Source organism: Undibacterium sp. RuTC16W, from assembly GCF_049339445.1.
GTDB lineage: Bacteria > Pseudomonadota > Gammaproteobacteria > Burkholderiales > Burkholderiaceae_D > Undibacterium.
In genome coordinates this window covers 16,109-39,549 of sequence record NZ_JBMPPE010000002.1, presented here as the reverse complement: position 1 = coordinate 39,549, position 23,441 = coordinate 16,109, and the positions used below count along the sequence as shown (strand labels likewise).

Annotated in this window: 19 protein-coding genes and 1 tRNA gene; 11 read left to right on the top strand and 9 right to left on the bottom strand. The window is 49.5% G+C overall.

What is annotated here, in order from left to right; genetic code table 11:
* Positions 1–206: 206 nt before the first annotated feature.
* On the bottom strand, positions 207–2,111 hold the full coding sequence (locus tag ACO0K4_RS04680) for an ATP-binding cassette domain-containing protein (RefSeq protein ID WP_422955464.1): 1,905 nt from the start codon (positions 2,109–2,111) through the stop codon (positions 207–209).
* A gap of 252 nt (positions 2,112–2,363) precedes the next feature.
* Between ACO0K4_RS04680 and ACO0K4_RS04675 the strand changes: the two genes are divergently transcribed.
* The 3 genes from ACO0K4_RS04675 to ACO0K4_RS04665 all read left to right on the top strand — a co-directional run bounded on the left by ACO0K4_RS04675 (position 2,364) and on the right by ACO0K4_RS04665 (position 4,566).
* Positions 2,364–2,438, top strand: a tRNA-Arg gene (locus ACO0K4_RS04675).
* Positions 2,439–2,579: 141 nt separating this feature from the next.
* The gene (locus ACO0K4_RS04670) at positions 2,580–3,218 is read left to right on the top strand and encodes a LysE family transporter (RefSeq protein ID WP_422955463.1); all 639 of its coding nucleotides are present in this window, start codon (positions 2,580–2,582) and stop codon (positions 3,216–3,218) included.
* A 172-nt stretch (positions 3,219–3,390) separates the two neighbouring features.
* Positions 3,391–4,566 carry an acyl-CoA dehydrogenase gene (locus tag ACO0K4_RS04665; RefSeq protein ID WP_422955462.1) on the top strand — a complete coding sequence of 392 codons (1,176 nt, stop codon included), beginning with the start codon at positions 3,391–3,393 and terminating at the stop codon, positions 4,564–4,566.
* Positions 4,567–4,644: 78 nt separating this feature from the next.
* Here the strand turns inward: ACO0K4_RS04665 and ACO0K4_RS04660 are convergent, their stop codons facing one another.
* From ACO0K4_RS04660 to kynB, 4 genes are all read right to left on the bottom strand, one after another.
* Entirely contained in the window at positions 4,645–6,471 is a 1,827-nt protein-coding gene (locus tag ACO0K4_RS04660; protein ID WP_422955461.1) for a diguanylate cyclase, read from the bottom strand.
* Between the two features lie 529 nt (positions 6,472–7,000).
* Positions 7,001–7,873 carry a tryptophan 2,3-dioxygenase gene (kynA, locus tag ACO0K4_RS04655; RefSeq protein ID WP_422955460.1) on the bottom strand — a complete coding sequence of 291 codons (873 nt, stop codon included), beginning with the start codon at positions 7,871–7,873 and terminating at the stop codon, positions 7,001–7,003.
* Positions 7,874–7,985: 112 nt separating this feature from the next.
* A complete protein-coding gene (kynU, locus tag ACO0K4_RS04650) occupies positions 7,986–9,242 on the bottom strand; it encodes a kynureninase (protein ID WP_422955459.1) in 1,257 nt (418 codons plus the stop codon).
* 7 nt (positions 9,243–9,249) lie between these two features.
* Positions 9,250–9,903, bottom strand: a complete 654-nt coding sequence (kynB, locus tag ACO0K4_RS04645; protein WP_422955458.1) for an arylformamidase — start codon at positions 9,901–9,903, stop codon at positions 9,250–9,252.
* Positions 9,904–10,039: 136 nt separating this feature from the next.
* On the opposite strand from kynB, the gene ACO0K4_RS04640 reads away from it, so the two are divergent.
* Positions 10,040–10,519 (top strand): Lrp/AsnC family transcriptional regulator, encoded by a 480-nt coding sequence (locus ACO0K4_RS04640; protein WP_422955457.1) that lies wholly within the window; start codon positions 10,040–10,042, stop codon positions 10,517–10,519.
* 74 nt (positions 10,520–10,593) lie between these two features.
* Here ACO0K4_RS04640 and ACO0K4_RS04635 read toward each other — a convergent pair whose 3' ends face one another.
* Positions 10,594–11,055: a rhodanese-like domain-containing protein gene (locus ACO0K4_RS04635; RefSeq protein WP_422955456.1), complete on the bottom strand. Its 462-nt coding sequence runs from the start codon at positions 11,053–11,055 to the stop codon at positions 10,594–10,596.
* 529 nt (positions 11,056–11,584) lie between these two features.
* On the opposite strand from ACO0K4_RS04635, the gene glnA reads away from it, so the two are divergent.
* The 6 genes from glnA (at position 11,585) to ACO0K4_RS04605 (ending at position 18,106) form a co-directional block, all read left to right on the top strand.
* Positions 11,585–13,000, top strand: coding sequence for a type I glutamate--ammonia ligase (gene glnA / locus ACO0K4_RS04630; RefSeq protein WP_422955455.1), 1,416 nt, complete (start codon positions 11,585–11,587; stop codon positions 12,998–13,000).
* 192 nt (positions 13,001–13,192) lie between these two features.
* Entirely contained in the window at positions 13,193–13,693 is a 501-nt protein-coding gene (locus ACO0K4_RS04625) for a DUF4124 domain-containing protein (RefSeq protein WP_422955454.1), read from the top strand.
* A 97-nt stretch (positions 13,694–13,790) separates the two neighbouring features.
* Complete coding sequence (glnL, locus tag ACO0K4_RS04620) at positions 13,791–14,852, top strand: nitrogen regulation protein NR(II) (RefSeq protein WP_422955854.1); 1,062 nt, start codon at positions 13,791–13,793, stop codon at positions 14,850–14,852.
* A gap of 82 nt (positions 14,853–14,934) precedes the next feature.
* Positions 14,935–16,467, top strand: coding sequence for a nitrogen regulation protein NR(I) (gene ntrC, locus ACO0K4_RS04615; protein WP_422955453.1), 1,533 nt, complete (start codon positions 14,935–14,937; stop codon positions 16,465–16,467).
* Positions 16,468–16,562: 95 nt separating this feature from the next.
* Positions 16,563–17,054 carry an arsinothricin resistance N-acetyltransferase ArsN1 family B gene (locus ACO0K4_RS04610; protein WP_422955452.1) on the top strand — a complete coding sequence of 164 codons (492 nt, stop codon included), beginning with the start codon at positions 16,563–16,565 and terminating at the stop codon, positions 17,052–17,054.
* A gap of 224 nt (positions 17,055–17,278) precedes the next feature.
* Entirely contained in the window at positions 17,279–18,106 is an 828-nt protein-coding gene (locus ACO0K4_RS04605) for an HDOD domain-containing protein (RefSeq protein ID WP_422955451.1), read from the top strand.
* A gap of 113 nt (positions 18,107–18,219) precedes the next feature.
* Here the strand turns inward: ACO0K4_RS04605 and ACO0K4_RS04600 are convergent, their stop codons facing one another.
* Entirely contained in the window at positions 18,220–19,842 is a 1,623-nt protein-coding gene (locus ACO0K4_RS04600; protein WP_422955450.1) for an NAD(P)/FAD-dependent oxidoreductase, read from the bottom strand.
* 179 nt (positions 19,843–20,021) lie between these two features.
* On the opposite strand from ACO0K4_RS04600, the gene ACO0K4_RS04595 reads away from it, so the two are divergent.
* Positions 20,022–20,663, top strand: a complete 642-nt coding sequence (locus ACO0K4_RS04595) for a glutathione S-transferase family protein (RefSeq protein ID WP_422955449.1) — start codon at positions 20,022–20,024, stop codon at positions 20,661–20,663.
* Positions 20,664–20,722: 59 nt separating this feature from the next.
* Here ACO0K4_RS04595 and rlmF read toward each other — a convergent pair whose 3' ends face one another.
* Positions 20,723–21,712: a 23S rRNA (adenine(1618)-N(6))-methyltransferase RlmF gene (gene rlmF / locus ACO0K4_RS04590; protein WP_422955448.1), complete on the bottom strand. Its 990-nt coding sequence runs from the start codon at positions 21,710–21,712 to the stop codon at positions 20,723–20,725.
* 62 nt (positions 21,713–21,774) lie between these two features.
* Complete coding sequence (gene gshA / locus ACO0K4_RS04585; RefSeq protein ID WP_422955447.1) at positions 21,775–23,364, bottom strand: glutamate--cysteine ligase; 1,590 nt, start codon at positions 23,362–23,364, stop codon at positions 21,775–21,777.
* Between the last annotated feature and the right edge of the window lie 77 nt (positions 23,365–23,441).

Genomic DNA, 23,441 nt, shown 5'->3' with positions numbered 1-23,441 from the left:
GCCGGAGTAACGGAAGTAAGTGGTTCCGTGAAATATCGATTAAAGAATTTTTAGAAATTCCCGTTGTGGAATCAAGCATTGAGATCAAGCGGTGGAGCCAGATTCGGTAATCAGGTAATTTCTGTGTTCAACAGATTTTTTCAATAAAAAAACGGGGCAATCACGTGCCCCGTTTTTTTATGTGCCTGCGATATTGTCACCGCAATTTAGCCTGCGATTTTTTCCCATTTATCCAGCGCTTCGATGAGTAACTCATCCAGTTCTGCATAGCGTGCGTTCAGCATATTGGCTTCGTCTGCACCATGTTTGTAGAGATTTACATCGTTAAGTTTTTCAGTGATCGCTTTTTGTTCTGCTTCCATCGCTGCGATCAGATTGGGCAATTCATCTAACTCGCGTTGCTCTTTATAACTGAGCTTCTTTTGTTTCGCGGCGGGTGCTGGCGTACTCGTTTTCGCCTCTGCTTTGGACTCTGATTTGGTATCTGGCTTACTGCTTGTTTTGACTAGCGGCGTAGAGCTGCGATAGCGCTCCCAATCGGAATAACCACCGATAAACTCGCCCCACTGACCATCACCCTCGGCCACGATTACTTGCGTAACGACATTGTCCAGGAAGGTGCGGTCATGGCTGACCAGGAACACCGTGCCGTCGTAGTCTTCTAATAATTCTTCCAGCAATTCCAGCGTATCAATATCCAGATCATTGGTCGGTTCATCGAGTACCAGTACGTTCGCTGGCTTGGCAAATAAGCGCGCCAGCAACAGTCGATTGCGTTCGCCACCGGATAAGGATTTTACCGGTGAGCGTGCACGTTCCGGTGCGAACAGGAAGTCGCCGAGATAGGACATGACGTGCTTGCGCTGACCATTGATCTCGACGAAATCACTACCCGGTGCGATAGTGTCGGCCAGACTCATCTCGTCATTTAATTGCGCGCGCATCTGATCGAAGTAGGCGATCTGTAATTTGCTGCCTTGCTTGATCAGGCCGCTATCCGGCTCATCTTGCCCCAGGATCAGCTTGAGCAGCGTGGTCTTGCCAGCGCCGTTTTGACCAATCAGGCCGATCTTGTCGCCGCGCATAATGATGCTGGAGAAGTCGCGCACGATGACTTTTTCGCCAAAGGATTTGCAGACGTTTTCCAGTTCTGCCACGATCTTGCCGGAGCGTTCTCCTGTCGTCACGTCGAGCTTGACCTGACCCTGCTGATCACGGCGCGCACTGCGTTGCAGGCGTAAATTTTCTAAACGTTTGACGCGGCCTTCATCACGAACGCGGCGGGCTTTGACGCCTTTGCGTATCCAGATTTCTTCCTGGGCAAGGAACTTGTCGAACTTGGCGTTTTCGACTTCTTCGTTTTCGAGTTGTTCTTCTTTACGCGTCTGATACGTAGTGAAGTTGCCCGGGTAGGACGTGATTTTGCCGCGATCCAATTCAATGATGCGCGTCGCCACGTTATCGAGGAAGCTACGATCATGGGTGATGAACAGCACGCTGCCCTTAAAGTCGCGCAACAAACCTTCCAGCCATTTGATCGACGAAAAATCCAGATGATTGGTCGGTTCATCGAGCAGCAGCACATCCGGCGCACTCACCAGCGCGCATGCCAGTGCGACACGCTTCTTCATACCACCTGACAGGGTGCTCATGATGGCGTCTTTGCTGAGATTGAGTTTGTCTAGCGTGGTTTCAACTTTGTTGGTCAGGCTCCAGGCATCTGCTGCATCGAGTTTGATCTGGATGTCATGCATACGTTCCATCAGCGCGTCGTCGTTATCGCCGCCAAACTGTCCGGTCAGTGCTTCGTACTCAGCGAGCAAGGCGGCCATCTCGCCCATACCGGAGGCGACCGCATCAAACACGCTGATATCTGGCGAAAACTGCGGCTCTTGCTCAACATAGGCGATCTTGATACCTTGCTGCATCACCAGCAAGCCGTCGTCCAGCTTCGATGTACCGGCAATGATTTTGAGTAGAGAGGATTTGCCGGTGCCATTACGCCCGATCAGACCAACGCGCTCGGCGGACTCAATAGAAAATTCTGCGTGATCGAGCAGGGCGACGTGACCGAATGCCAATTGGGCATTGCTGAGTGAAATGACTGCCATAAATACCTGGTAAACGAGGGTGTGATTTAACTAAAGCCGGGAGTGTCGGTGATTGAACGAGACGGCGTCAATGTTGTCTGAAAAATGCCGCCTGAAGCAACCGAAATCCGCTGAAATTGGATGAATAAAGGCAGTATTGTACTTGAGCCGAGACCTTCTATCGCAAAAGCCGTCAATTGCTTGTTATGCCACCCTCAGGTAAGATGCTGCTCTCTTCAAAGAGCATGGCGGTATCTGGTGCTCGAATAGAGTCTCTCCGTAGCACAATGGATAGTGCACATGCCTCCTAAGCGTGGGATACAAGTTCGATTCTTGTCGGAGGGACCATACAGAAAATAGTTACTCAGTGCTATCCCCAATACAAGTTTCTATTTATTTAACTGGACTTTGGATTTTGCTGCGACTCAACAAAATACTAATTTGTGCTAGTCTTTCTGCTCTCAAAGCTAGTCTCTGCAGGAGCGCAGCATGTTTGGCATCGTTAATTACCCTACCTTCGTACTCACGGTTTTATTATTCTTAGCGATACCCGGCCCCGGACTGCTGGGGATCGTTGCGGCCACAGGGAAAAATGGTCAGCGTGCAGGTTTTGTCAGTACGCTGGGCGTCGTGGTGGGTGACTGGGTGCATATGATGCTGGCGGGGATTGGCGTAGCGGCTTTATTGCAGGCAAATCCTCTGGTGTTTAAGGTGATTCAATATCTGGGGGCGGTTTATCTGATCTATATCGGCGTGACTTTGTTGCGGGTGAAAGTAGCGGAGCCGTCTGCATTGCCGGGACAAAGATCACCGGGACAAAGTGTGGACGCGGGCACCAGGGATTTCCGGCGCTTGTTTTTGATTACGCTGATGAATCCCAAAGCGATCGTGTTTTATATGGCGTTTTTCCCTTTGTTTATTAATCCTGCCGAGCATCATGGTGCCTGGACTTTATTGGCAATGGGCGTGACAGTGAGTTGTCTGACGATGTTGTTTTGCTTTGCCGTCGTGTTGCTGGTGAATGTCATCACAACACGTCTGAAACAACATGTGTGGATAGGCAAGATCGCACACAAGCTTGCGGGTGTGACGCTGATTGGCTTCGGTATTAAATTGTCGACGAATTAAAAAGCAGAAATACCATTGCGTCAGTCCAGGTTGATATATGACAAGTCCTGATGGGAATTGAATCGCTTACGAGGCAGAAGGTTTAGAATACGCAGCTAGAATGTAGCCAGAGCGCATTTGTGAACGACACCAGTTCTGGCATTTTTATATGAATTAAAAAAGAAAGAGACAAATGGCGAAAGCATCATTTCAGTGGGACGATCCTTTATTGCTGTCATCGCAGTTGAGCGATGAGGAGCGCATGGTGCAGGAAGCGGCGCGGGTGTATTGTGAAGAGAAGCTGGCTCCGCGGGTATTGGATGCTTTTCGCCATGAAAAAATGGATGCTTCTATTTTTCCTGAGATGGGGGCACTGGGTTTGCTGGGGCCGACGATTCCGGTGGAGTATGGCGGTGCAGGTCTGAATTATGTTTCTTACGGTTTGATCGCACGTGAAGTCGAGCGTGTTGATTCCGGATATCGTTCCATGATGAGCGTCCAAAGTTCTCTGGTGATGGTGCCGATCAATGAGTTTGGTAATGAGGAACAGAAGCAAAAATATCTGCTTAAATTGGCGACGGGCGAATGGATCGGTTGTTTCGGTCTGACTGAGCCGAATCACGGCTCCGATCCTGGCAGCATGGAGACACGTGCGAAGACTGTACCGGGTGGATATTCGCTGAGCGGTGCAAAAATGTGGATTACCAATAGCCCGATTGCCGATGTATTTGTGGTCTGGGCGAAAACGGATGATGGCCGTATTCGCGGCTTTATTCTGGAAAAAGGCTGGAAAGGTTTATCCGCACCGGCGATTCATGGCAAGGTGGGATTACGTGCATCCATCACTGGTGAAATTGTGATGGATGAAGTCTTTGTCCCTGAGGAAAATATGCTGCCGAAAGTTGAGGGCTTGAAAGGGCCATTCACTTGCCTGAATTCGGCTCGCTACGGTATTGCCTGGGGCGCACTGGGAGCTGCAGAATTTTGCTGGCATACAGCACGTCAATATACGATGGATCGCATGCAGTTTGGTCGCCCGCTGGCAGCAAATCAGTTAATCCAGAAAAAACTCGCCGATATGCAGACAGAAATTACGATGGCGTTGCAAGGCTGTTTGCGCCTGGGACGGATGAAGGATGAAGGTACGGCTTCCGTCGAAATTACCTCGATCATGAAGCGTAATTCTTGTGGCAAGTCTCTGGATATCGCCCGCATGGCGCGTGATATGTTGGGTGGCAACGGCATCTCGGATGAGTACGGCGTCGCGCGTCATCTGGTGAACCTGGAAGTGGTGAATACTTACGAAGGCACACATGATATTCATGCATTGATACTGGGTCGTGCACAGACGGGGATTGCTGCGTTCTGATTCTGGTGATGAGCTTGTATGGTTAAAAAAGGGCGCACACTGTGCGTCCTTTTTTTATGAGTTTTTTAAATTGAAGATTTAATGCCCGCTTAAAGTTTCGATACGGTTGCGTCCACGCGATTTGGCCAGATACAGTGCCTGATCTGCAAGCGAGAGCAAGACTTGTGGCGAGGTCTCTTTACTTGGATGTAGCGCGGCGATACCCATACTGACCGTGACATTGGGGCCGGTCTCGGAGGCGGGGTGAGGAATCGCTTCGTCAGCCAGGCGCGCTTTGATTCTCTCGGCAAATGCCATGGCATGTGGCAGGTCTGCATCCACCACCAGCACCACAAATTCTTCACCGCCATAACGCGCAATAAAATCACCGCTGCGCTGTGCTGTCTCTTTTAGCAAGGCACCGAATCGTCGCAGGCATTCGTCACCGCTCGCGTGACCTGAAATATCATTAATCAGCTTGAAAAAATCGATATCGATCATGATCGCCGCAAGCGAGTGTTTGCTACGAGTGGCGCGTAGCCATTCGCTTTCCAGCGTCTCATCAAGCGTGCGGCGATTGAACAGGCGCGTCAGGGCATCGGTGCGCGAGAGCCAATGTAATTCATTATTGGCGTGGATCAGTTGCTCGTTCAGGCGTTCGGCACGGTCTTGCTGTAGGCGCAGTTGTATTTCCAGTTCGGAGCTGACATCGAGTAGCTTATCTGCCATGCGATTGACAGAGTACGACAGCATGCCGAGTTCATCGCGGGATGGATGTTGCATACGACGTTTCAGATCGCCGCTGGCAATCATCACGGCGACCTCGGCCATGTGCAATATCGGGAGGGTAAAGTGACTCGATAGCCAGACGGCGATCGCTGCTGTCACGATAAAAATCGTCAGCATCAGTCCCAGCCAGAGATTGCGCTGATCACGCAGCGGTTTATACGCATCCTCCTGATCGATCTTGACGATGATGGTCCAGTTTGGTTGCGTCAGATTATGGGTATATGCCAGCACAGGAACACCGCGATAATCTTTGCCGCTGAGCAGATGGCGTTCTTCTGATGTGCTGGAGCGTGGCTCGTGGATGCGGGTCAGCTTAGCGACCGGTACGTCCTCCAGCATGGCAAAACGCAACGGTGTAATCGGGCGAGGCTCGCCGTTGGTACCCGTCTCTGTGATGATGAGTTCTTCCGAAATCCAGCCAGCGCTGCCGCCTGAGATGACCCGTAGCGGCTCCATGCTGGTCAGTATTACCAGAATACCGATGACCCGCCGCCCATCCATTAAAGGGCCGCCCGCCCTGATCAGCCGTCGACCGTCTGCACCGACGACACTGGCGGTGATCAGTGGATTGGTGAGTAAGGTGTCACGCGTCGTGACGTCGAGTTCTTGCGATTCCTGGCTGATTGCCGAGACGGAGGTAATCAGCTTGCCATCGATGCCATAGACCAGCACATTATCGATAAATGACGCGCTGCGTTTAGCATCATTGAGGAGTTGATTGGTTTGCTCCAGGGCATCGCTGCTGCGGTGATCGATATAGCTGCTGACGGATTTGCTGAGCTGGGTGCGATTGCTCATGAGCTGCAACTCTGAGCGCAAAAAATTGGTGAACTCATTGATGCGCTGCGCATGCAGGCGCGCGACGGACGCGAGGTGAGATTCGATGGCGATTTCCATCGAGCGCTGGCTGACAAAGAAAAAGGTTGCGACCGCAGCCAGCATACACAGGATGGCGACACTCATGACTAATGCCATAAGTTTTTCACGCAGACCAAACCAGCTGCGTGGAGGTAAGGGTGTCTGATGGGGAGGGATGTCGTCGCTATTGACCGGATCGACATCGGCAATGGTCGATAGATTGCCATTCACCATTCCATCATGTGGGGCTGGTTCTTGCTGTCTATCGCGCGTCGCCATGGCATCACCTTGCTAACACTGACCGCTACAATCCATCAGCGGTGCGGTAGGAATTGATAGGGAACTGCTTGCTAGGGGCTATTAATGCATCCAATACATCGAAAAAATTCAGGTCCTTGATGAGCTTATTGGTCTGATCAAGTTGCGTTGTTTTGCTGAATACCGAATCAAGTATGTTGGCAAATGATAAATCAAATTGTAATGAATGTGCGCAATAAATTGTCTTTTAATTCATTAATTTTCTTAATGGACATGACTGGGCTAGAAGCTATTCACACTTTGCTGAGGGCAGATTGATACGATATAAGAATGATGAATGAATATACTCCCAATTTTTCGATATAAAACATGCCTTATTGCGCATATTTTATATGGGGATTGAATTAATACTGTATGGGAGTATATTTTTATTGGTTCAACGCGCAATCTTGTATAGGAAGCGTTGCCGATGACTAGGCCTTGCCATTGGTCACCGGAATTGTTATGCAGTGGGTTGCTCTGTTTTTGTTTCTTGGTATTTTCACTGTTTTTACAGGGCTGTACGCAAAGAAAACAGTTCAGGAAATAACACCACATCAAGCATTTTGCGCAGGTAGCTGACGCCGGCAGTGCCGCCTGTGCCGGTTTTAAATCCAATGATGCGTTCTACCGTGGTCACATGACGGAAGCGCCAGATGCGGAAAGCCGTCTCCATATCGACCAGCTTTTCTGCCAGTTCATACAAAACCCAATGCTGCTCAGGTGTCTGGTAAACCTGCAACCAAGCGGCTTTGACAGACTCATTGGCGACCACGCCTTGAGTCCAGTCCTGATTCAGTCGCGTAGCATCAATCGTGAATCCCTGACGCGCCATCAGCATGATCGCTTCATCATAAATCGATGGTGCCAGCAGAGCTGCGTTCAACGCGGCGTGCGCATCAGGATTGCTCTCATGGACGCTGAGCATGTGCGCGTTTTTATTCCCAAGCAAAAATTCTAGTTCGCGATATTGATGTGACTGGAAGCCGGACGAGTTGCCGAGATACGGGCGAACGGCCGTGTATTCGCTGGGCGTCATCGTTGCCAGCACATCCCAGGCGTGGACGAGCTGATCCATGATGCGTGCAACACGCGACAGCATTTTGAAAGCGGGTGGCAGATCGCCTGCACGCAATTGCGCGCGCACGGCATGCAGTTCATGCAGCATCAATTTAATCCAGAGTTCACTGGTTTGATGCTGAATGATGAAGAGCATTTCGTTGTGATTGGGCGAGCGCGGGTGCTGTGCATTGAGGATTTGATTCAGCCCGAGATAGTCGCCATAACTCATGTCGCTGCTGAAATCCATTTTTGCCCCATGCCAGGACATGGGGCATTTCGCCTGGCTATCGCCATTGTTATTTTGCTGATCTTGAGTGCTCATGATGGTCGCTTAATGAATATATTGGAATGTATTTGAATGTATTTGAATGTATTTATTATTGAATGATGGATGATCCGGCAGCTATGGTGTACTGCGCTGGCAGCCTACGTTTTCAGGTAACATCATTACGTACGCCGCTGAGCGAATAGGCTTTGCTGTCCAGGATGTCACGCAGACCTTCGGCAGCATCCCAGACATCGCTGAAGCGGGTGTACAGTGGGGTAAAACCAAAACGCATGATGGCAGGCTCGCGGTAATCACCGATGATGCCGCGCGCGATCAATGACTGCATCACGGCATAACCATGTGGATGGGTAAAGCTGACCTGACTGCCGCGACGCTCTTGTTCGCGTGGGGTGACTAATTGCAAGGGATGTGAGGCGCAACGACTTTCTACCAGTTCGATAAACAGATCGGTGAGTGCCAGCGATTTTGTGCGTAATGCTGCCATCGTTGTCTTGCCAAAAATTTCTAAACCGGATTCCACCATTGCCAGCGAGACGATAGGCTGAGTGCCGCAGAGCGCACGCCGTATGCCGGGTGTGCCGTGAAAGCTTGGCTGCATTTCAAACGGTTTGGCATGACCCCACCATCCCGACAGCGGATGCGAAAAGACTTCCTGGTGGCGCGTTGGTACCCAGATAAAGGCCGGTGAGCCCGGTCCGCCGTTCAGATATTTATAGGTGCAGCCGACAGCGAAGTCGGCTTTGGCGTCATTTAATTGCACCGGCACTGCGCCAGCGGAATGAGCAAGATCCCATAGCATCAGCGCACCTTGCGTATGTGCATGTGCGGTGATCGCACTCATGTCATGCAGATAGCCGCTGCGGTAATTTACATGAGTCAGCATCACCAGCGCGGTGTGTTTATCGATAGCCTTGTGGAGTTCTTCGGGCGTATCGACCAGTCTAAGCTGATAGCCGCGATCCAGCCAGCGCGTCAGTCCTTCTGCCATATAAATATCGGTGGGGAAATTACTGCGCTCCGTGACGATCACTTTTCGTTCTGCACTGACAGGATGGCTGGCCTGAATATGCAGGGCGGCTGCGATGGCTTTGAATAAGTTAATTGATGTCGAATCGGTGACAACGACTTCGTTCTGGCGTGCGCCGATAAGGGGAGCGAGCAGGTTTCCCAGTCGTGATGGCAGATCAAACCAGCCCGCGTTATTCCAGCTTTTAATCAGATCCGTTCCCCATTCCTGACGTATCACTTGCTGGGCGCGGCTTGCTGAGGATTTCGGCATGGCACCGAGTGAATTGCCATCAAGGTAAATCACACCGTCAGGTAAATCGAATTCTTGTCTTAGTCCGGCCAGTACATCTTGTGCATCGAGATTCAGGCAGTGTTGGCGATCAATGGTAGTCATAGAAAAATCAAAGTGGAAGTGAACGGAGAATGGCGCGTACCGGACTGGCATCGAGTCCGGCGAGTTTCAGCGGCAGGGCAATTAATTCGTAATCGCCAGCGCTGATGTCATCCAGCACAATACCTTCGAGTATGGCCATCTGATGTTGTTTGACAGCCCAGTGGCAATCCATGGTTTTAGAGGTTTGCGGATCGAGTGAGGGACTATCGATACCGATCAGCCGCACACCGTGCGTCGCCAGCAAGGCAATGGTCGCAGGTGCGATATGCGGAAAATCATCGTCCCACTGGTCTTGCGGTGCTCTGAAATAAGTGCGTAACAGAACGCGTGGTGGCGTCCCGTTTAACTGGGCGGCAATATGGTCAGGCTCCACTGTTGCGCGGCCTATGCAATGGATAACGCGGCAGGTGCCGATATACGTTGTCAGATCGACCTGATCGATCGCGACACCTGATGCATCGTAATGCGATGGCGCGTCGCAATGCGCGCCGGTATGGGTGGACATGCTGATTTTGCTGACTTTGACCGGGCAGTCATCTTCAATTTGCCAGGTGGTATCGGACGCATAAGCCGTGTCGCCGGGCCAGACCGGCATCCCTTTTCGCATAGACGGTGTGATGTCCCAGATACGTGAATCAGGCCTTGCTTCGGTGGCGGACATGGAATTTCCTCGGGGCTGTTGATAAGAATAATTTTATTCTGAAAGTAGTGATGAGTTCTTGCAAATTGCAATAGATAATTGCATTTATGTAGAATAAACTGCGAATGAATAGGTAATATTTGATGGAATATGTGAAATGCAACTAGACGCGACCGATATTAAGATTTTGCACTTCCTGCAGTGTGAGGGACGTATCAGTAATCAAGATCTGGCAGATAAGGTATTTTTGTCGCCATCGTCTTGCCTGAGGCGGGTCAGGATGCTGGAAGAGGCCGGCATTATCAGTCGTTACAGCGCGGTGCTCGATGCGACAGCGCTGGGTCTGGAGGTTGATGCTTTTGTGCAAGTGACCATGCGGCGTGATGTCGAACAATGGCATGAAAATTTTTCAGCTGCGCTGCAAAGCTGGCCTGAGGTTGTCGGCTCTTACATTATTACCGGTGACGCGAATTATTTATTACGGGTGAAGGCGCGTAATCTGAAGCACTATTCTTCTTTTGTACTTGAGCGTCTATACAAAACGACCGGCGTCCTGGATATTCGTTCCAATATCGTATTGCAGACCTTGAAAGATACAAATGAGATTGCGACCGGGTTGCTGCAATCTGAAAAGTAATTTGAAGGTGGGGGAGTGGCACGGAATCCACCAAGTGATACCGCAGTCCCGATTGAGCTGCACTGCCGATCACATCAGGCTCCAGCCCAGGGAAGATTTTTTTGGCACCATCCGCCGATAGATTTGCGATGACCACCGGCATCTTTATCCCCTTCAAATCCTTCCAGAATGTCAAAGCAGGCGGTATAGCCATGCTCTGTTGCGAGCTTGGCGGCATGTCTGGAGCGAACGCCGGAGCGGCATAAAAACAGTAAGGTCGCTGTCGTGTCAGGAACTGCAGCGTGTAATTCGGACATAAAGTCCGGATTGGGTATGCCGCCTGGATACGTGCTCCATTGCACCGCTTTGTGCTGTGCTTCTGGTACTACCACTCGGCCTACCCAATCGCGTTCCGCATTGGTGCGGACATCTACCAGTACCACACCAGTACCCGTTTGCAATAAGGAAAACGCCTCTTGCGGCGTCACAGCGCCAGCATAAGGCAAACCTTGTTCCTGAGCGCGTTGGCGGGCAATAGCGATGAGTTGAGTTGTCATAATAAAATGTGGATTGGTGTATGTGAGTCAACTAATTATGCATGATACCCACAAAACTCAACTGCGGAATCTGGCATAAGGAGGTATTTTTATTCCCCTTGTCTATGCGAATGATTGTTCGGCATAAAAATCAATTGCACCAAAAAAGCTCAATAACATATCGTTTTTCATAAATTGCATTAATTTGGTGCAATATGTTAAATTTGCGTCTAAATGGTGCGCTTTCTCGGTAGGCGATTTTTTGAGGTCCCGTCCCTTACACTTGAAAAGTGTCTAGAAAACAGAGGTTTAGCGCTTTTATTGGGAACTTTGAGATTGCGCAGAGGATGGCATGGATTCTGCTATTATCCCCGGTGAGTTTTGCTAATAGCTTGGTGTACTATAGTTATGCGATTTTTTATCCTGAATGTCAGATAAAGACAGTCCGGGCAGAAAGATCAGCTTGGAATCACAGGTTCAGAGCTAAGTTGGTTAGCAGACCGCTCAGCATCTTACGAATTTATTTTTAGCTCTATTTGAGGAGTTTCACATGGCAATGACAGCCGCAGAAGTCTTGAAAATGGCGAAAGACAACGAAGTTAAATTCGTTGATTTCCGCTTTGCTGATACCCGAGGCAAAGAACAGCACGTGACTGTTCCAGTTTCCCAGTTCGGTATGGATAAATTCGAATCTGGCCACGCATTTGACGGCTCGTCTATCGCTGGCTGGAAGGGCATTGAAGCATCTGATATGTTGCTGATCCCTGATCCAAATACAGCCAATATCGATCCGTTCATGGAAGAAACCACACTGTTCATGCAGTGCGACGTGATCGAACCGGCCGACGGCAAAGGGTATGACCGTGATCCACGTTCCATCGCCAAACGCGCAGAAGCCTACCTGAAATCCTCAGGCATTGGCGATACCGCTTACTTCGGCCCAGAACCAGAATTCTTCATTTTCGACAGCGTACGCTGGAAAATTGATATGTCTGGCTGCTTCGTGAAGATTGATTCTGAAGAAGCGTCATGGACAACAGGCGAAAAACTCGAAGGCGGCAACACTGGCCATCGTCCAACCGTTAAAGGCGGTTATTTCCCGGTTCCTCCAGTCGACAGCTTCCAGGACATGCGTTCTGAAATGTGCCTGATTCTGGAATCCCTGGGTATTCCGGTTGAAGTGCATCACCATGAAGTCGCTGGCGCAGGTCAAAACGAAATCGGTACTAAGTTCTCTACTTTGGTAGAGCGCGCTGACTGGACACAAAACCTGAAATATGTCGTCTGGAACGTGGCGCATACTTACGGCAAGACAGCGACTTTCATGCCAAAACCTATCGTTGGCGACAACGGTTCTGGTATGCATGTGCATCAATCGATCTGGAAAGATGGTAAAAACCTGTTCGCAGGCGACGGCTATGCCGGTTTGTCTGATTTCGCTCTGTACTACATCGGCGGTATCATCAAACATGCCCGCGCTTTGAATGCGATCACGAACCCAGGTACTAACTCCTACAAGCGTCTGGTACCAGGTTACGAAGCACCGGTAAAACTGGCTTACTCTGCTAAAAACCGTTCTGCATCGATCCGTATTCCTTACGTTGCGAATCCAAAAGGCCGTCGTGTTGAAGCACGCTTCCCAGATCCTCTGGCGAACCCATACCTGTGCTTCTCCGCATTGATGATGGCTGGTCTGGACGGCGTTCAGAACAAGATCCATCCGGGCGAAGCCGCATCCAAAGATCTTTACCATTTGCCACCAGAAGAAGATGCACTGATCCCAACAGTCTGCCATTCCCTGGAACAAGCACTGGAAGCGCTGGACAAAGATCGCGAATTCCTGACACGCGGTGGTGTGTTCAGCGACAGCATGATCGATGCCTATATCGAACTGAAAATGCAAGACGTACAGCGCATGCGCATGACGACACATCCTGCTGAATTCGATATGTACTACTCTCTGTAATTTTTTTAAAAAATACAGAATCCAAAAACGGGGTAATTGCCCCGTTTTTTTTCGTCTTTTTATTCTATAAAGACACTTTTTCCTTTCTTGTTACCGATTGTCACATGTAAGTTCCCGATAAGCGTACGTGGCAATTGTGCTATGAGCCTGCTTGGAATACACTAAAGTTGTTAGTGACCAAACCTTGACAAAATGAATCAACTTTTACGTAGTGCAATTTTCGCTGCCGTAGCACTCAGCTCGCTCGCTTCTTCGGCGTCGTTTGCGCTTGCTGATGGCGATGTCTATTTATGTGTTGATGAGAATGGTAAAAAAGAATACAAAAATACTGGCGAAACCAAGGGGTGTAAGCGGGTAGAGCTTCCCGGTATTACGGTTGTGCCAGCGCCTGCCTTACCAAAAAAATCCGCAGCCAAAGCCGCATCAGCACCTGCTGATTTTCCTAAGGTAGATGAAGGCACCCAAAAAGCGCGTGATTCAGATCGGCGTCAGATTTTGCAAGATGAATTGAAAACAGAGGAGCAAAAATTGGCGAATCTGAAGAAGGACTACAACAACGGTGAGCCAGAGCGACGTGGCGATGAAAAGAACTACGCCAAATATCAAGAACGCACCATAATGATGAAAGATGATATTAGTCGCACCGAAAAAAACATCGAAGCACTGAAACGAGAACTCAGTAATTTGAAATAATTATTCAAGAACTGAAAAATCAGCATTTCAGGCATGATGCTTGCGTAACAAGGTCGCACTATGCGGCCTTTTTTTATGGATCATTTTGACTACTTCTATGACCTCGTTTGCCGGACTTGATTTGCTGACATCTGCCGTAATTGTGCTGGATGTTGATAGCTGTATCCTGTATGCGAATGCCGCTGCCGAAAGCATGTTGGACAGCTCGGCAAAATCTTTATCCCATTTAAAATTAACTGATCTTTTTTTGAACGGCGACGAGTTATTAACCGTGTTCGATCAGGCAGTTGCGCATCAGTTTGCCGATAAGCGGCAAGACCTGACACTGGAGCGCGCAGGTCGCGAGCCTTTGCATGTGCACAGTATCGTGACGGCACTGGACAATCCTGCAACGCCAGTATTAATTGAGCTGCGTGAGAACGTCCAGCAACTAAAGCTGGACAGAGAAGAGCGCATGCTCGATCAGAGCAAGGCAAACAAAGAGCTGATACGTAATCTCGCCCATGAAATCAAAAATCCTCTTGGCGGTATCCGCGGCGCAGCTCAATTACTAGAGCTGGAATTACCTGAGCGTCAGTTAAAAGAGTTGCGTGAATATACCCAGGTCATTATCAAGGAAGCAGATCGTTTACAGACGTTGGTAGACCGTTTATTGGCACCACATCGGTTGCCGCACATCGTCGGCGACGTCAATATTCACGAAGTCTGCGAACGCGTACGCAGTCTGATTTTTGCTGAATTTCCTCAAGGCTTGAGTATTAAGCGTGACTACGATTTATCGATACCAGAATTCCGCGGTGATAAAGAGCAGTTGATTCAAACGGTTTTAAACATTGCCCATAACGCGGCACAGGCCTTGAGTGAGCGGATCAGACATGGCGATGCTGAGCTGACTTTCCGGTCGCGCGTTGTGCGTCAGATCACTTTGGCCAAAGTACGCTACAGGCTGGCATTAGATTTGCATATCATCGATAACGGACCAGGCATTCCAGCCGAAATTCGCAATCGTATTTTTTATCCTCTGGTATCTGGGCGGGATGGCGGTAGCGGATTAGGACTGACTTTGGCACAGACTTTCATTGAACAGCATATGGGTGTCATTGAGTGCGAAAGCCGGCCGGGATGTACGGATTTTCGTATTTTAATTCCACTACCTTAAAGCAGGTAACTGGAAAACCGGAATATCACAAGTGTTCCGATCTAATGGCTTATTTTTCTTACGCAGGATGTAAAACGATTATATGAAACCAATCTGGATAGTTGACGATGATGATTCTATTCGCTGGGTGCTTGAGAAGGCGCTGGCACGTGAGAATCTCGCGACCAAGAGCTTCACGAACGCACGTGATGCGATGACAGCATTGCAAAGTGATACGCCGCAAGTATTGGTGTCTGATATTCGCATGCATGGCGCATCAGGGCTGGAGTTGTTGCAAGTCGTTAAAGCAAAATATCCCGGATTACCCGTCATCATCATGACGGCGTTTTCTGATCTGGAATCGGCCGTAGCGGCTTTTCAGGGGGGGGCGTTTGAATATTTAGCCAAGCCATTTGATCTGGATAAGGCCGTTGAATTAATCCGTCGTGCGCTGGACGAAAGTCTGCGTGAATCCAATGTCGAACAGAATGTTTCTGAAACGCCGGAGATTCTCGGGCAAGCACCGGCCATGCAGGATGTGTTCCGCGCTATTGGACGCTTATCTCAATCGAATGTGACAGTATTGATCACTGGCGAATCAGGTAGCGGTAAGGAATTAGTCGCACGTGCTCTGCATAAACACAGCCCCAGATCTGCTCAGCCTTTTATCGCCTTAAATACGGCAGCTATCCCTAAGGATTTACTGGAGTCAGAATTATTTGGTCATGAGCGCGGCGCGTTTACGGGTGCGCAAGCAACACGGCGCGGACGCTTTGAGCAGGCAGAGGGTGGCACGCTGTTTCTTGATGAAATTGGCGACATGCCGTTTGATTTACAGACACGATTATTGCGCGTCCTGTCTGACGGACATTTTTACCGTGTAGGTGGTCATCAGCCGATGAAGGCGAATGTGCGCGTGATTGCAGCAACGCATCAGAATCTGGAGTCGCGTGTAAAAGATGGCCTGTTCCGCGAAGACTTGTATCATCGCCTTAACGTGATTCGCTTGCGCTTACCTAGCTTACGTGAGCGCCGTGAAGACATCCCCTTGCTGACCAAGTTCTTCCTGGCCCAGAGTGCTAAGCAATTGGGGGTCGAAGTGAAACGCATGTCAGAAGCGGCATTGCAGTTTTTATCTGGACTGGAATTCCCTGGCAATGTCCGTCAGTTAGAAAATTTGTGTAACTGGATCACGGTCATGGCACCAGGTCAAACGGTAGAAGTGCCTGATTTGCCTCAGGACCTGATCCCCGCAGCCAGCCAGCTCGTATCACTGAGTTCTTCAAGTCAGGCCAGCGATATGCAGGCGCGTCATACGGAAACGAATTCAGCACATACAGGGACTGTTAGCAACGGTACGAGTTTTGCGAACGGCAGCATCCCTGAGGTACAAAGTGCGCATAAAACGGAAAGTTGGATGAGCTTGCTGGAAGCAGAGGCGACTGCAATGCTGACCCAGGGACAATCTGAGGTGATTGATAAATTGGGACGAAGCTTTGAATCTATCGTGATCAAAGCCGCATTAAAGCATACTCATGGCAGAAAAAATGATGCGGCAATCCGGCTGGGAATTGGCCGCAATACGATTACCAGAAAAATTCAGGAACTCGGTATTGACGGTGCAAAAGACGAATAAGCTGTCGATGCATGGTTTTTATTTTCAATCGTAAATAAGTACCCAGGCTGCGGCTGCCGATAATTCGGTAGCCGCAGCTTTTTTACGGAGTGTTGATGATGTCCGGTTTGCGTATGGTCAGTATCGATGATGCAGAAGCTATCTGCCGCATATATAACTATTACGTAGTCAATAGCACGATTTCTTTTGAGGAAGAAGAGGTTGGTGTAACAGAGATGACGCGCCGGATTCTGGATATCACTCATGATTATCCGTGGTTAGTGCTGGAGAGAGACGGAATGGTGGTTGGCTATGCATATGCGACGAAGTGGAAGCCCAGATCCGCCTATCGTTTTTCAGTGGAATGTTCTGTGTATCTGTCGAATGACGCGGTCGGACAGGGGGCAGGTACCTTATTGTATGAAAGTCTGTTTGATCAGTTAAGCACGTTAGGTGTTCATAGCGTCATCGGTGGCATCGCTCTGCCGAACTCCGCCAGTGTGGCGTTACATGAAAAGCTTGGCTTCTCCAAAGTTGCCCATTTTTCTCAGATTGGTTTTAAAAAAGATCGCTGGGTTGATGTCGGTTACTGGCAAAAAGCGCTTTAATCCAAAATATATTTTGTTGCGAATGCAATGTTCGTGACACATGTCATAAAAAAATTGTTTTCTTTGATTAAGGTATCAGAGTATTATTTTCCATAGTGAGTGCGATCTGCTTCGGCGCTCACTTACCTTGAAGGATTCTTACGGTCTTCTTCGTGCATATAAAATCAATTAAGAGCTGTAACAGTATCGATACTGTCGCACACTGTCTTTAAAGGAGATGCTATATGAATTTCGACGCACTTTTCCAGCAACAAAATGCATTGCCAACGATCCCAAAAGTGGTTCAGGAAGTCATCGATAGCTTCAATAACGAGGACGTGTCGATCGATGAGATCGCGAAGAAACTCTCCGCAGATCAAGTGCTTAGCGCTAAATTATTACGGTTGGCAAATTCCTCTTATTATCATGCATCCCGTAGTGTCGGCACTGTTGACGATGCCGTGCTGATGCTGGGCTTTATGACAGTACGTACTCTGGTTGTCAGCAGTGGATTGACCGGTGGTTTTAAAGCGATGCCAGGCGTGGATTTGAAAAAATTCTGGCGTTACAGCCTGCATACTGCGATCATCGGAAAATGGCTGGCGAAACAGCTAAAAGGTAATTCTGATTTTGCTTTTACCGTCGGGATGATGCATGCGATCGGTCAGCTTGTTATGCATGCGGCCATGCCAGAAAATATGCTGCAAATAGACAAAGTGGCGAGTCCATACGATTCGCGCCGTCTGGATGTAGAGCGGACTTCTTTCAACTATAACTTTTCAGATGTCGGTGCGGAACTGGCAAAGCGCTGGCGCTTCCCTGATAATTTTGCCTCAGTCATACTGGCGTTTCCAGAGCCTTTATCGGCAACGGTTTTTGAACCGATGGCCGCGGTGATCCATATTGCTGCGTGGCGTTCCCGGGCTTTAGAGAATAATTATTCTGCAGAAGAGTTGCAAGCCACATTCCCTGAAGATGTTGCTAAAAAACTCGGCATTTCTGCGACGCTCATACTTAATGACATGCCGCCAATTGCAGAGCTGAGTGAGGGCATGGAAGACTTAATCGCTTAACTTATCTACTTAACTCAATTAGTTAAGCGACTTCAGCAAAATGGGAAATATCAGACGGTCCGGTAAGGTGTGACGCAGAGATTGGTCCATTTGATATTTCGAGCGATATCAGATTATGTCGCCTCTGGTTGCAGACTACGCTGCATATCCAGTGCAAGCGCCTCAGCTACCCGGATGCCATCAATCGCTGCCGATAAAATACCTCCGGCATAGCCCGCACCCTCTCCTGCAGGATAGAGTCCTTTGGTATTGAGGCTTTGTAAAGAGTGATCATCGCGTTTGATGCGGATCGGTGATGATGTTCTGGTTTCTACGCCGGTGATCACTGCATCATTCATTGCAAAACCTTTGATCTGCTTATCGAATTCAGGCAAAGCCTCACGAATTGCCTCAATCGCAAAAGCGGGAAGCGCTTGTGCCAGATCCACCAGCGTAATACCTGGTTTGTAGGAGGGGACTACAGTCCCTAACTCTGTGGATGTTTTTTTCGCTAAAAAATCACCGACCAGCTGACCAGGTGCATTGTAATTCTCACCGCCCAATTGATAAGCTAGTGACTCCAGTTTGCGCTGGAAATCAATCCCCGCCAAAGGATGTTCCGGATAATCTGCCGGCGTGATACCAACCACGATGGCGCTGTTCGCATTGCGTTCATTACGTGAATACTGGCTCATCCCGTTTGTCACGACACGACCTGGTTCTGAGGTCGCAGCAACGACCGTACCGCCGGGGCACATGCAGAAGCTGTACACGGAGCGTCCGTTACTTGCATGGTGCACCAACTTATAATCTGCGGCACCGAGAATTTTATTACCGGCATTTGGACCGAAGCGCGCTTTATCAATGACCGATTGTGGGTGTTCAATACGGAAGCCGACGGAGAAGGGTTTTGCTTCGACATAAATGCCGCGTTGATGCACCATCTGGAATGTATCGCGCGCACTATGTCCGACGGCGAGTACCAGGTGTCTGGTCGGGATGTATGCGCCATCCTCGAGCTGTACACCTTTCACCTGACCATCCTCGATGTCAATATCAGTCACTTTTTGCTGGAAGCGGATTTCGCCGCCAAGCGCTTCAATATTGGCGCGCATTTCCTCAATCATTTTGACCAGACGGAAAGTACCGATATGCGGTTTGCTCACATACATAATTTCATCAGGCGCACCGGCCTTGACGAATTCTGTGAGGACTTTACGACCGTAATGTTTCGGGTCTTTGACCTGACTCCATAATTTACCATCCGAGAATGTACCGGCACCACCTTCTCCGAATTGCACATTCGACTCTGGCTGCAGCTCACGTTTGCGCCACAGACCCCAAGTGTCTTTGGTGCGTTCACGTACCTCTTTGCCGCGTTCCAGAACAATAGGGCGAAAGCCCATTTGTGCCAGTATCAGTGCAACAAATAAACCGCATGGGCCAAAGCCAATAACGACGGGACGTAATGCGGGCGCGGCCTCTGCATGAGTAACAAAGCGGTAGCTGGTATCCGGAGTGATCGTGATATTTGATTTATTTTTTATACTGACGAGCAGTTGGTTGCCTTGCCTGGTCTCTACGTCAATCGTGTAAATTAATACAATCGCAGATTTTTTGCGTGCATCGTAGCTACGGCGAAAAATAATAAAACTGACCAGATCTTCTTCTGCAATGCTGAGTCGCTGCAATATCGCCGCTTGAATAGCGGATTCAGGATGATCTAGAGGGAGTTGTATGTCAGTCAGGCGTAGCATTTACAGTATTCCAGGTAAAACAAAAATCAAGGTGATGCCAGCAAGGTAAAATTGCTGACTAATCCAGTATTTTACCCTTAAGCGTCTGCTTCATTAAACCTGATCGCGATGCCGCTCGGATTGCCTATGGGATTGAGATCATTATTGCCATCGAAAACCACCAAAAGAAAGCAACCATCATGATTCAACTTTATTACTATCCAGGCAATGCCAATCTGGCACCGCATATGATTCTCGAAGAATTGGGCGTTCCTTACGAGCTGGTATTGGTCGATACCGAGAAGAAAGAACATCAGGCAACTGCTTACCTGCAACTGAATCCGACTGGCAAGATACCGGCATTATTGGACGACGATCTGGTATTGACAGAAACGGCGGCGATTTGTCTGCATCTTGCGGATAAATATTCCCAGGGCAAGCTCGTGCCTTCTGTGGGCACACCGCAGCGCGCGCAGTTGTATCGGTGGCTGATGTATCTGACGAATACCTTGCAGGCTGAGTTGATCACGTATTTTTATCCGCATCGTCTGGCGACTGACAATGCCGCCATTGCACAGGTAAAAGCACATGCAGAAGCGCGTGTTGCTGAGATGATCGATTTGTTAGAAAACAATCTGGCCCGGTCAGGCGGCAACTATTTATTAGGCGAGCAATTCAGCATACTCGATCCTTATTTATTCATGCTGTGTCGCTGGACACGCAATATGCAGAATCCGGCACGAGACCGTGAGCATCTGGGTAAATTTTTGAACCGGCTGGCTGAGCGGCCTTGCGTTAAGCGGACTTTTGACATGGAAGGTCTCACGGCACCGTACTTCTGATACGGACATGCTAGTCTGATCGATGATTCGCGGAGATCACATCGGTCTGCGGACCTGACTCAGGCTTTTGGCCAGCGTAATTTGCGCCACGCGCCTTGTTGCGCCGGATTCAGAAATGTCCAGGCCAGAAAGCGACTCTGCTTTTGCCCCTGGCTCATCGAGATTGTTTTGCTGTCGTACACGCCTGCTTGCTTTAGGCTCGCCTGAAGAGCAGGCAGGTTTGCTGACTTGGATACCAGCGTAGTGAACCAAAAGCTGCGTGTGGCGATCTCTTTGCTCTCTTTTATCATCCGTTGGATAAACGCGGCTTCACCGCCGGGGCACCATAATTCTGTATCTTGCCCGCCGAAATTGAGTGCGCTGTGTTGTTTGGCGGCCTCCTTACCCAGATTGCTCCACTTGCGCTGCGTACCCTCTGCCGCCTCTTTTGCCGAGCCATGAAATGGCGGATTGCACATGGTCAGGTCGAACCATTCATCCTCCGCGACAACGCCTTTAAAAATAGTATTTTTCGATGTCTGCAGACGGAGTTGTATGGCTGATTTTGCGTCAGGATTAGCGTCCAGTATTGTCTGCGCGTTGCTCAGTGATGCTGTACTGACGTCGGTTCCGACAAATTGCCACTGATATTCCTTGTAGCCGATCAATGGGTAGATGCAATTTGCTCCGACGCCGATATCCAGGACTTGTATCGCGCTACCTTTGGGAATTTTGCCGCCATTACTAATTGCCAACAGATCGGCCAGATAATGCAGGTAATCAGCGCGCCCCGGTATGGGTGGGCAAAGATTGTCCTGCGGAATATCCCAGGAGGTAATACCGTAGTGTTGCCTGAGTAAAGCGCGATTCAGTGCCTTGACCGCAGCAGGATTAGCAAAATCAATACTATCGTCACCGCTGATATTTTTCTGGATAAATTCTGCCAGAGAAGGTTCTGCCGGGATCAGCTGATGAAAGTCGTAACGGCCCTGGTGACGATTGCGCGGATGTAGTTTGCCGTCACCATCGGTGTGGCGCTCAGGCTTCAATGCGGAGGGTTTTACGGCCATGGCAAACTCAGCTATGTTCGATTACGTGCGATTACGTGCGATTACGTACAACTACGTTCGATCTAAGGCGCTGACTTGCACAGACTGCTTGCAAGATACGCGGCGACATAGTCGTCGAAGCTTCCGGTTTGCTCTTGCTCTAATTGCGCAGTTTCTGCCAGCGATTTGTCCGCAAGTTCGTTGAAGGTATGACTTTCCTCAGCGTTTGGCGGATTCGCTTTGAAGTAAGCAGCGTGCTGCACGCTTTGATGCAGTCCAAACTGATGGAAAGAATTACCATGCTCACTCATCGCCTGCAATACACGGGCTGATGGCGTCAGCGCGGCATCCTGTAGTTTTTGCAATTGTGTATGCATGCTGCTTGTATGACAGCCGGTGTCACGCTCCTGATCCAGAAGCTCGGCAACCGGACGCATTTTTGATAATAAATCTTGTCCCCATGCTTGCAAATTAACTGCCTCGCCTTGTCGCATTAAAGACAGGCCAGGACGGCGTCCTTCCTTCACTGTGAGCGCAAAATTGGCAGCCTGCTCCTGGCTTTCTTCCGCTGAAATGGCCGGGCTCGCATCCAGTGCACAAAACAGCAAGAATACATCGAGGAAGCGTGCGGTTTCCAGGCTGATGCCAACTGGTTCAAATGGGTCAACGTCCATGCAGCGGACTTCGATGTATTGCACACCTCTGCCGCACAGCGCTTGTATCGGGCGCTCGCCGCTTCGTATCACACGTTTAGGGCGGATTGTTGAGTAATACTCGTTCTCTATTTGCAGAATATTCGTGCTGAGCTGTATCCATTCACCGTCGCTATTCTTGGTTCCGTGGGCGGCATACGGAGGATAGGGCTTGCTGACCGCATCCGACAAAGTGTTGACATAACTTTCCAGGCTATTTTCTTGCGGACGCAGGCCAGATTGCGCATCATTCTGATAGCCGAGATCGCTCATGCGCAAGCTAGTGGCGTAAGGCAGATAGAGCGTATCTTCAGACAAGCGATCAAGATGATGATCGCGCCCTTGCAAGAAGCAACGTGACAGGGCAGGCGATGCGCCGAACAAATACATCAGCAGCCAGCTGTAGCGACGAAAATTCCGGATCAGTGCGATATAGCTCTCGGATTGAAACTGCTGCTCAGTGCCTGACACATCTTCTTCTTGCTTGAACAAAGACCACAACGTTTCAGGCAATGAATAATTGTAATGAATACCGGCGATACATTGCATGGCTTTGCCATAGCGCAAAGCAAGGCCGCGACGATATACGTGCTTGAGCATGCCGATATGCGACTTGCCATACCAGGCGATTTCAATATCTTTCTCAGCCGGCAAAATACTCGGCATCGATTGGCTCCACAGCATTTCGCTACCTAATGCGCTGTAAGCGACCCGGTGAATCGTGTCTAGTTTATTTAAGGTCGTAGCGATATCGCTATCTGTGGGCGTAATGAATTCCAGCAAGGTCTCGGCATAATCGGTCGTGATCTGCGCGTGTGTCAGCGTAGAACCGAGCGCAAGCGGATGCTGAGTCGCTGCCAGCTTGCCTTTTGGATCAATGCGCAGAGTTTCTCTTTCTATGCCGCGTAACCCTTGGCCCAAGAGAGAACGGTGCTGATCTTTAGCCAGCAATAGAAGACGTCGTGTCAATTGAGTATTCAAGGAATATCCCTTATGGAATTGCAGATCAAATAGTAGGACGAGAGGGTAACCGAAATTAGAAAAAAGCGTTGGCGACC

Bases quoted from the DNA above. Each gene is read 5' to 3' on its own strand.
- ACO0K4_RS04635 (WP_422955456.1), bottom strand. From the start codon at position 11,055: ATGACAACTCAACTCATCGCTATTGCCCGCCAACGCGCTCAGGAACAA.
- ACO0K4_RS04605 (WP_422955451.1), top strand. From the start codon at position 17,279: ATGAATTTCGACGCACTTTTCCAGCAACAAAATGCATTGCCAACGATC.
- rlmF (WP_422955448.1), bottom strand. From the start codon at position 21,712: ATGGCCGTAAAACCCTCCGCATTGAAGCCTGAGCGCCACACCGATGGT.
- ACO0K4_RS04660 (WP_422955461.1), bottom strand. From the start codon at position 6,471: ATGGCGACGCGCGATAGACAGCAAGAACCAGCCCCACATGATGGAATG.
- ACO0K4_RS04600 (WP_422955450.1), bottom strand. From the start codon at position 19,842: ATGCTACGCCTGACTGACATACAACTCCCTCTAGATCATCCTGAATCC.
- ACO0K4_RS04670 (WP_422955463.1), top strand. From the start codon at position 2,580: ATGTTTGGCATCGTTAATTACCCTACCTTCGTACTCACGGTTTTATTA.
- ACO0K4_RS04665 (WP_422955462.1), top strand. From the start codon at position 3,391: ATGGCGAAAGCATCATTTCAGTGGGACGATCCTTTATTGCTGTCATCG.
- ntrC (WP_422955453.1), top strand. From the start codon at position 14,935: ATGAAACCAATCTGGATAGTTGACGATGATGATTCTATTCGCTGGGTG.
- glnL (WP_422955854.1), top strand. From the start codon at position 13,791: ATGACCTCGTTTGCCGGACTTGATTTGCTGACATCTGCCGTAATTGTG.
- kynA (WP_422955460.1), bottom strand. From the start codon at position 7,873: ATGAGCACTCAAGATCAGCAAAATAACAATGGCGATAGCCAGGCGAAA.
- kynB (WP_422955458.1), bottom strand. From the start codon at position 9,903: ATGTCCGCCACCGAAGCAAGGCCTGATTCACGTATCTGGGACATCACA.
- ACO0K4_RS04625 (WP_422955454.1), top strand. From the start codon at position 13,193: ATGAATCAACTTTTACGTAGTGCAATTTTCGCTGCCGTAGCACTCAGC.
- ACO0K4_RS04640 (WP_422955457.1), top strand. From the start codon at position 10,040: ATGCAACTAGACGCGACCGATATTAAGATTTTGCACTTCCTGCAGTGT.
- kynU (WP_422955459.1), bottom strand. From the start codon at position 9,242: ATGACTACCATTGATCGCCAACACTGCCTGAATCTCGATGCACAAGAT.
- ACO0K4_RS04595 (WP_422955449.1), top strand. From the start codon at position 20,022: ATGATTCAACTTTATTACTATCCAGGCAATGCCAATCTGGCACCGCAT.
- ACO0K4_RS04680 (WP_422955464.1), bottom strand. From the start codon at position 2,111: ATGGCAGTCATTTCACTCAGCAATGCCCAATTGGCATTCGGTCACGTC.
- ACO0K4_RS04610 (WP_422955452.1), top strand. From the start codon at position 16,563: ATGATGTCCGGTTTGCGTATGGTCAGTATCGATGATGCAGAAGCTATC.
- glnA (WP_422955455.1), top strand. From the start codon at position 11,585: ATGGCAATGACAGCCGCAGAAGTCTTGAAAATGGCGAAAGACAACGAA.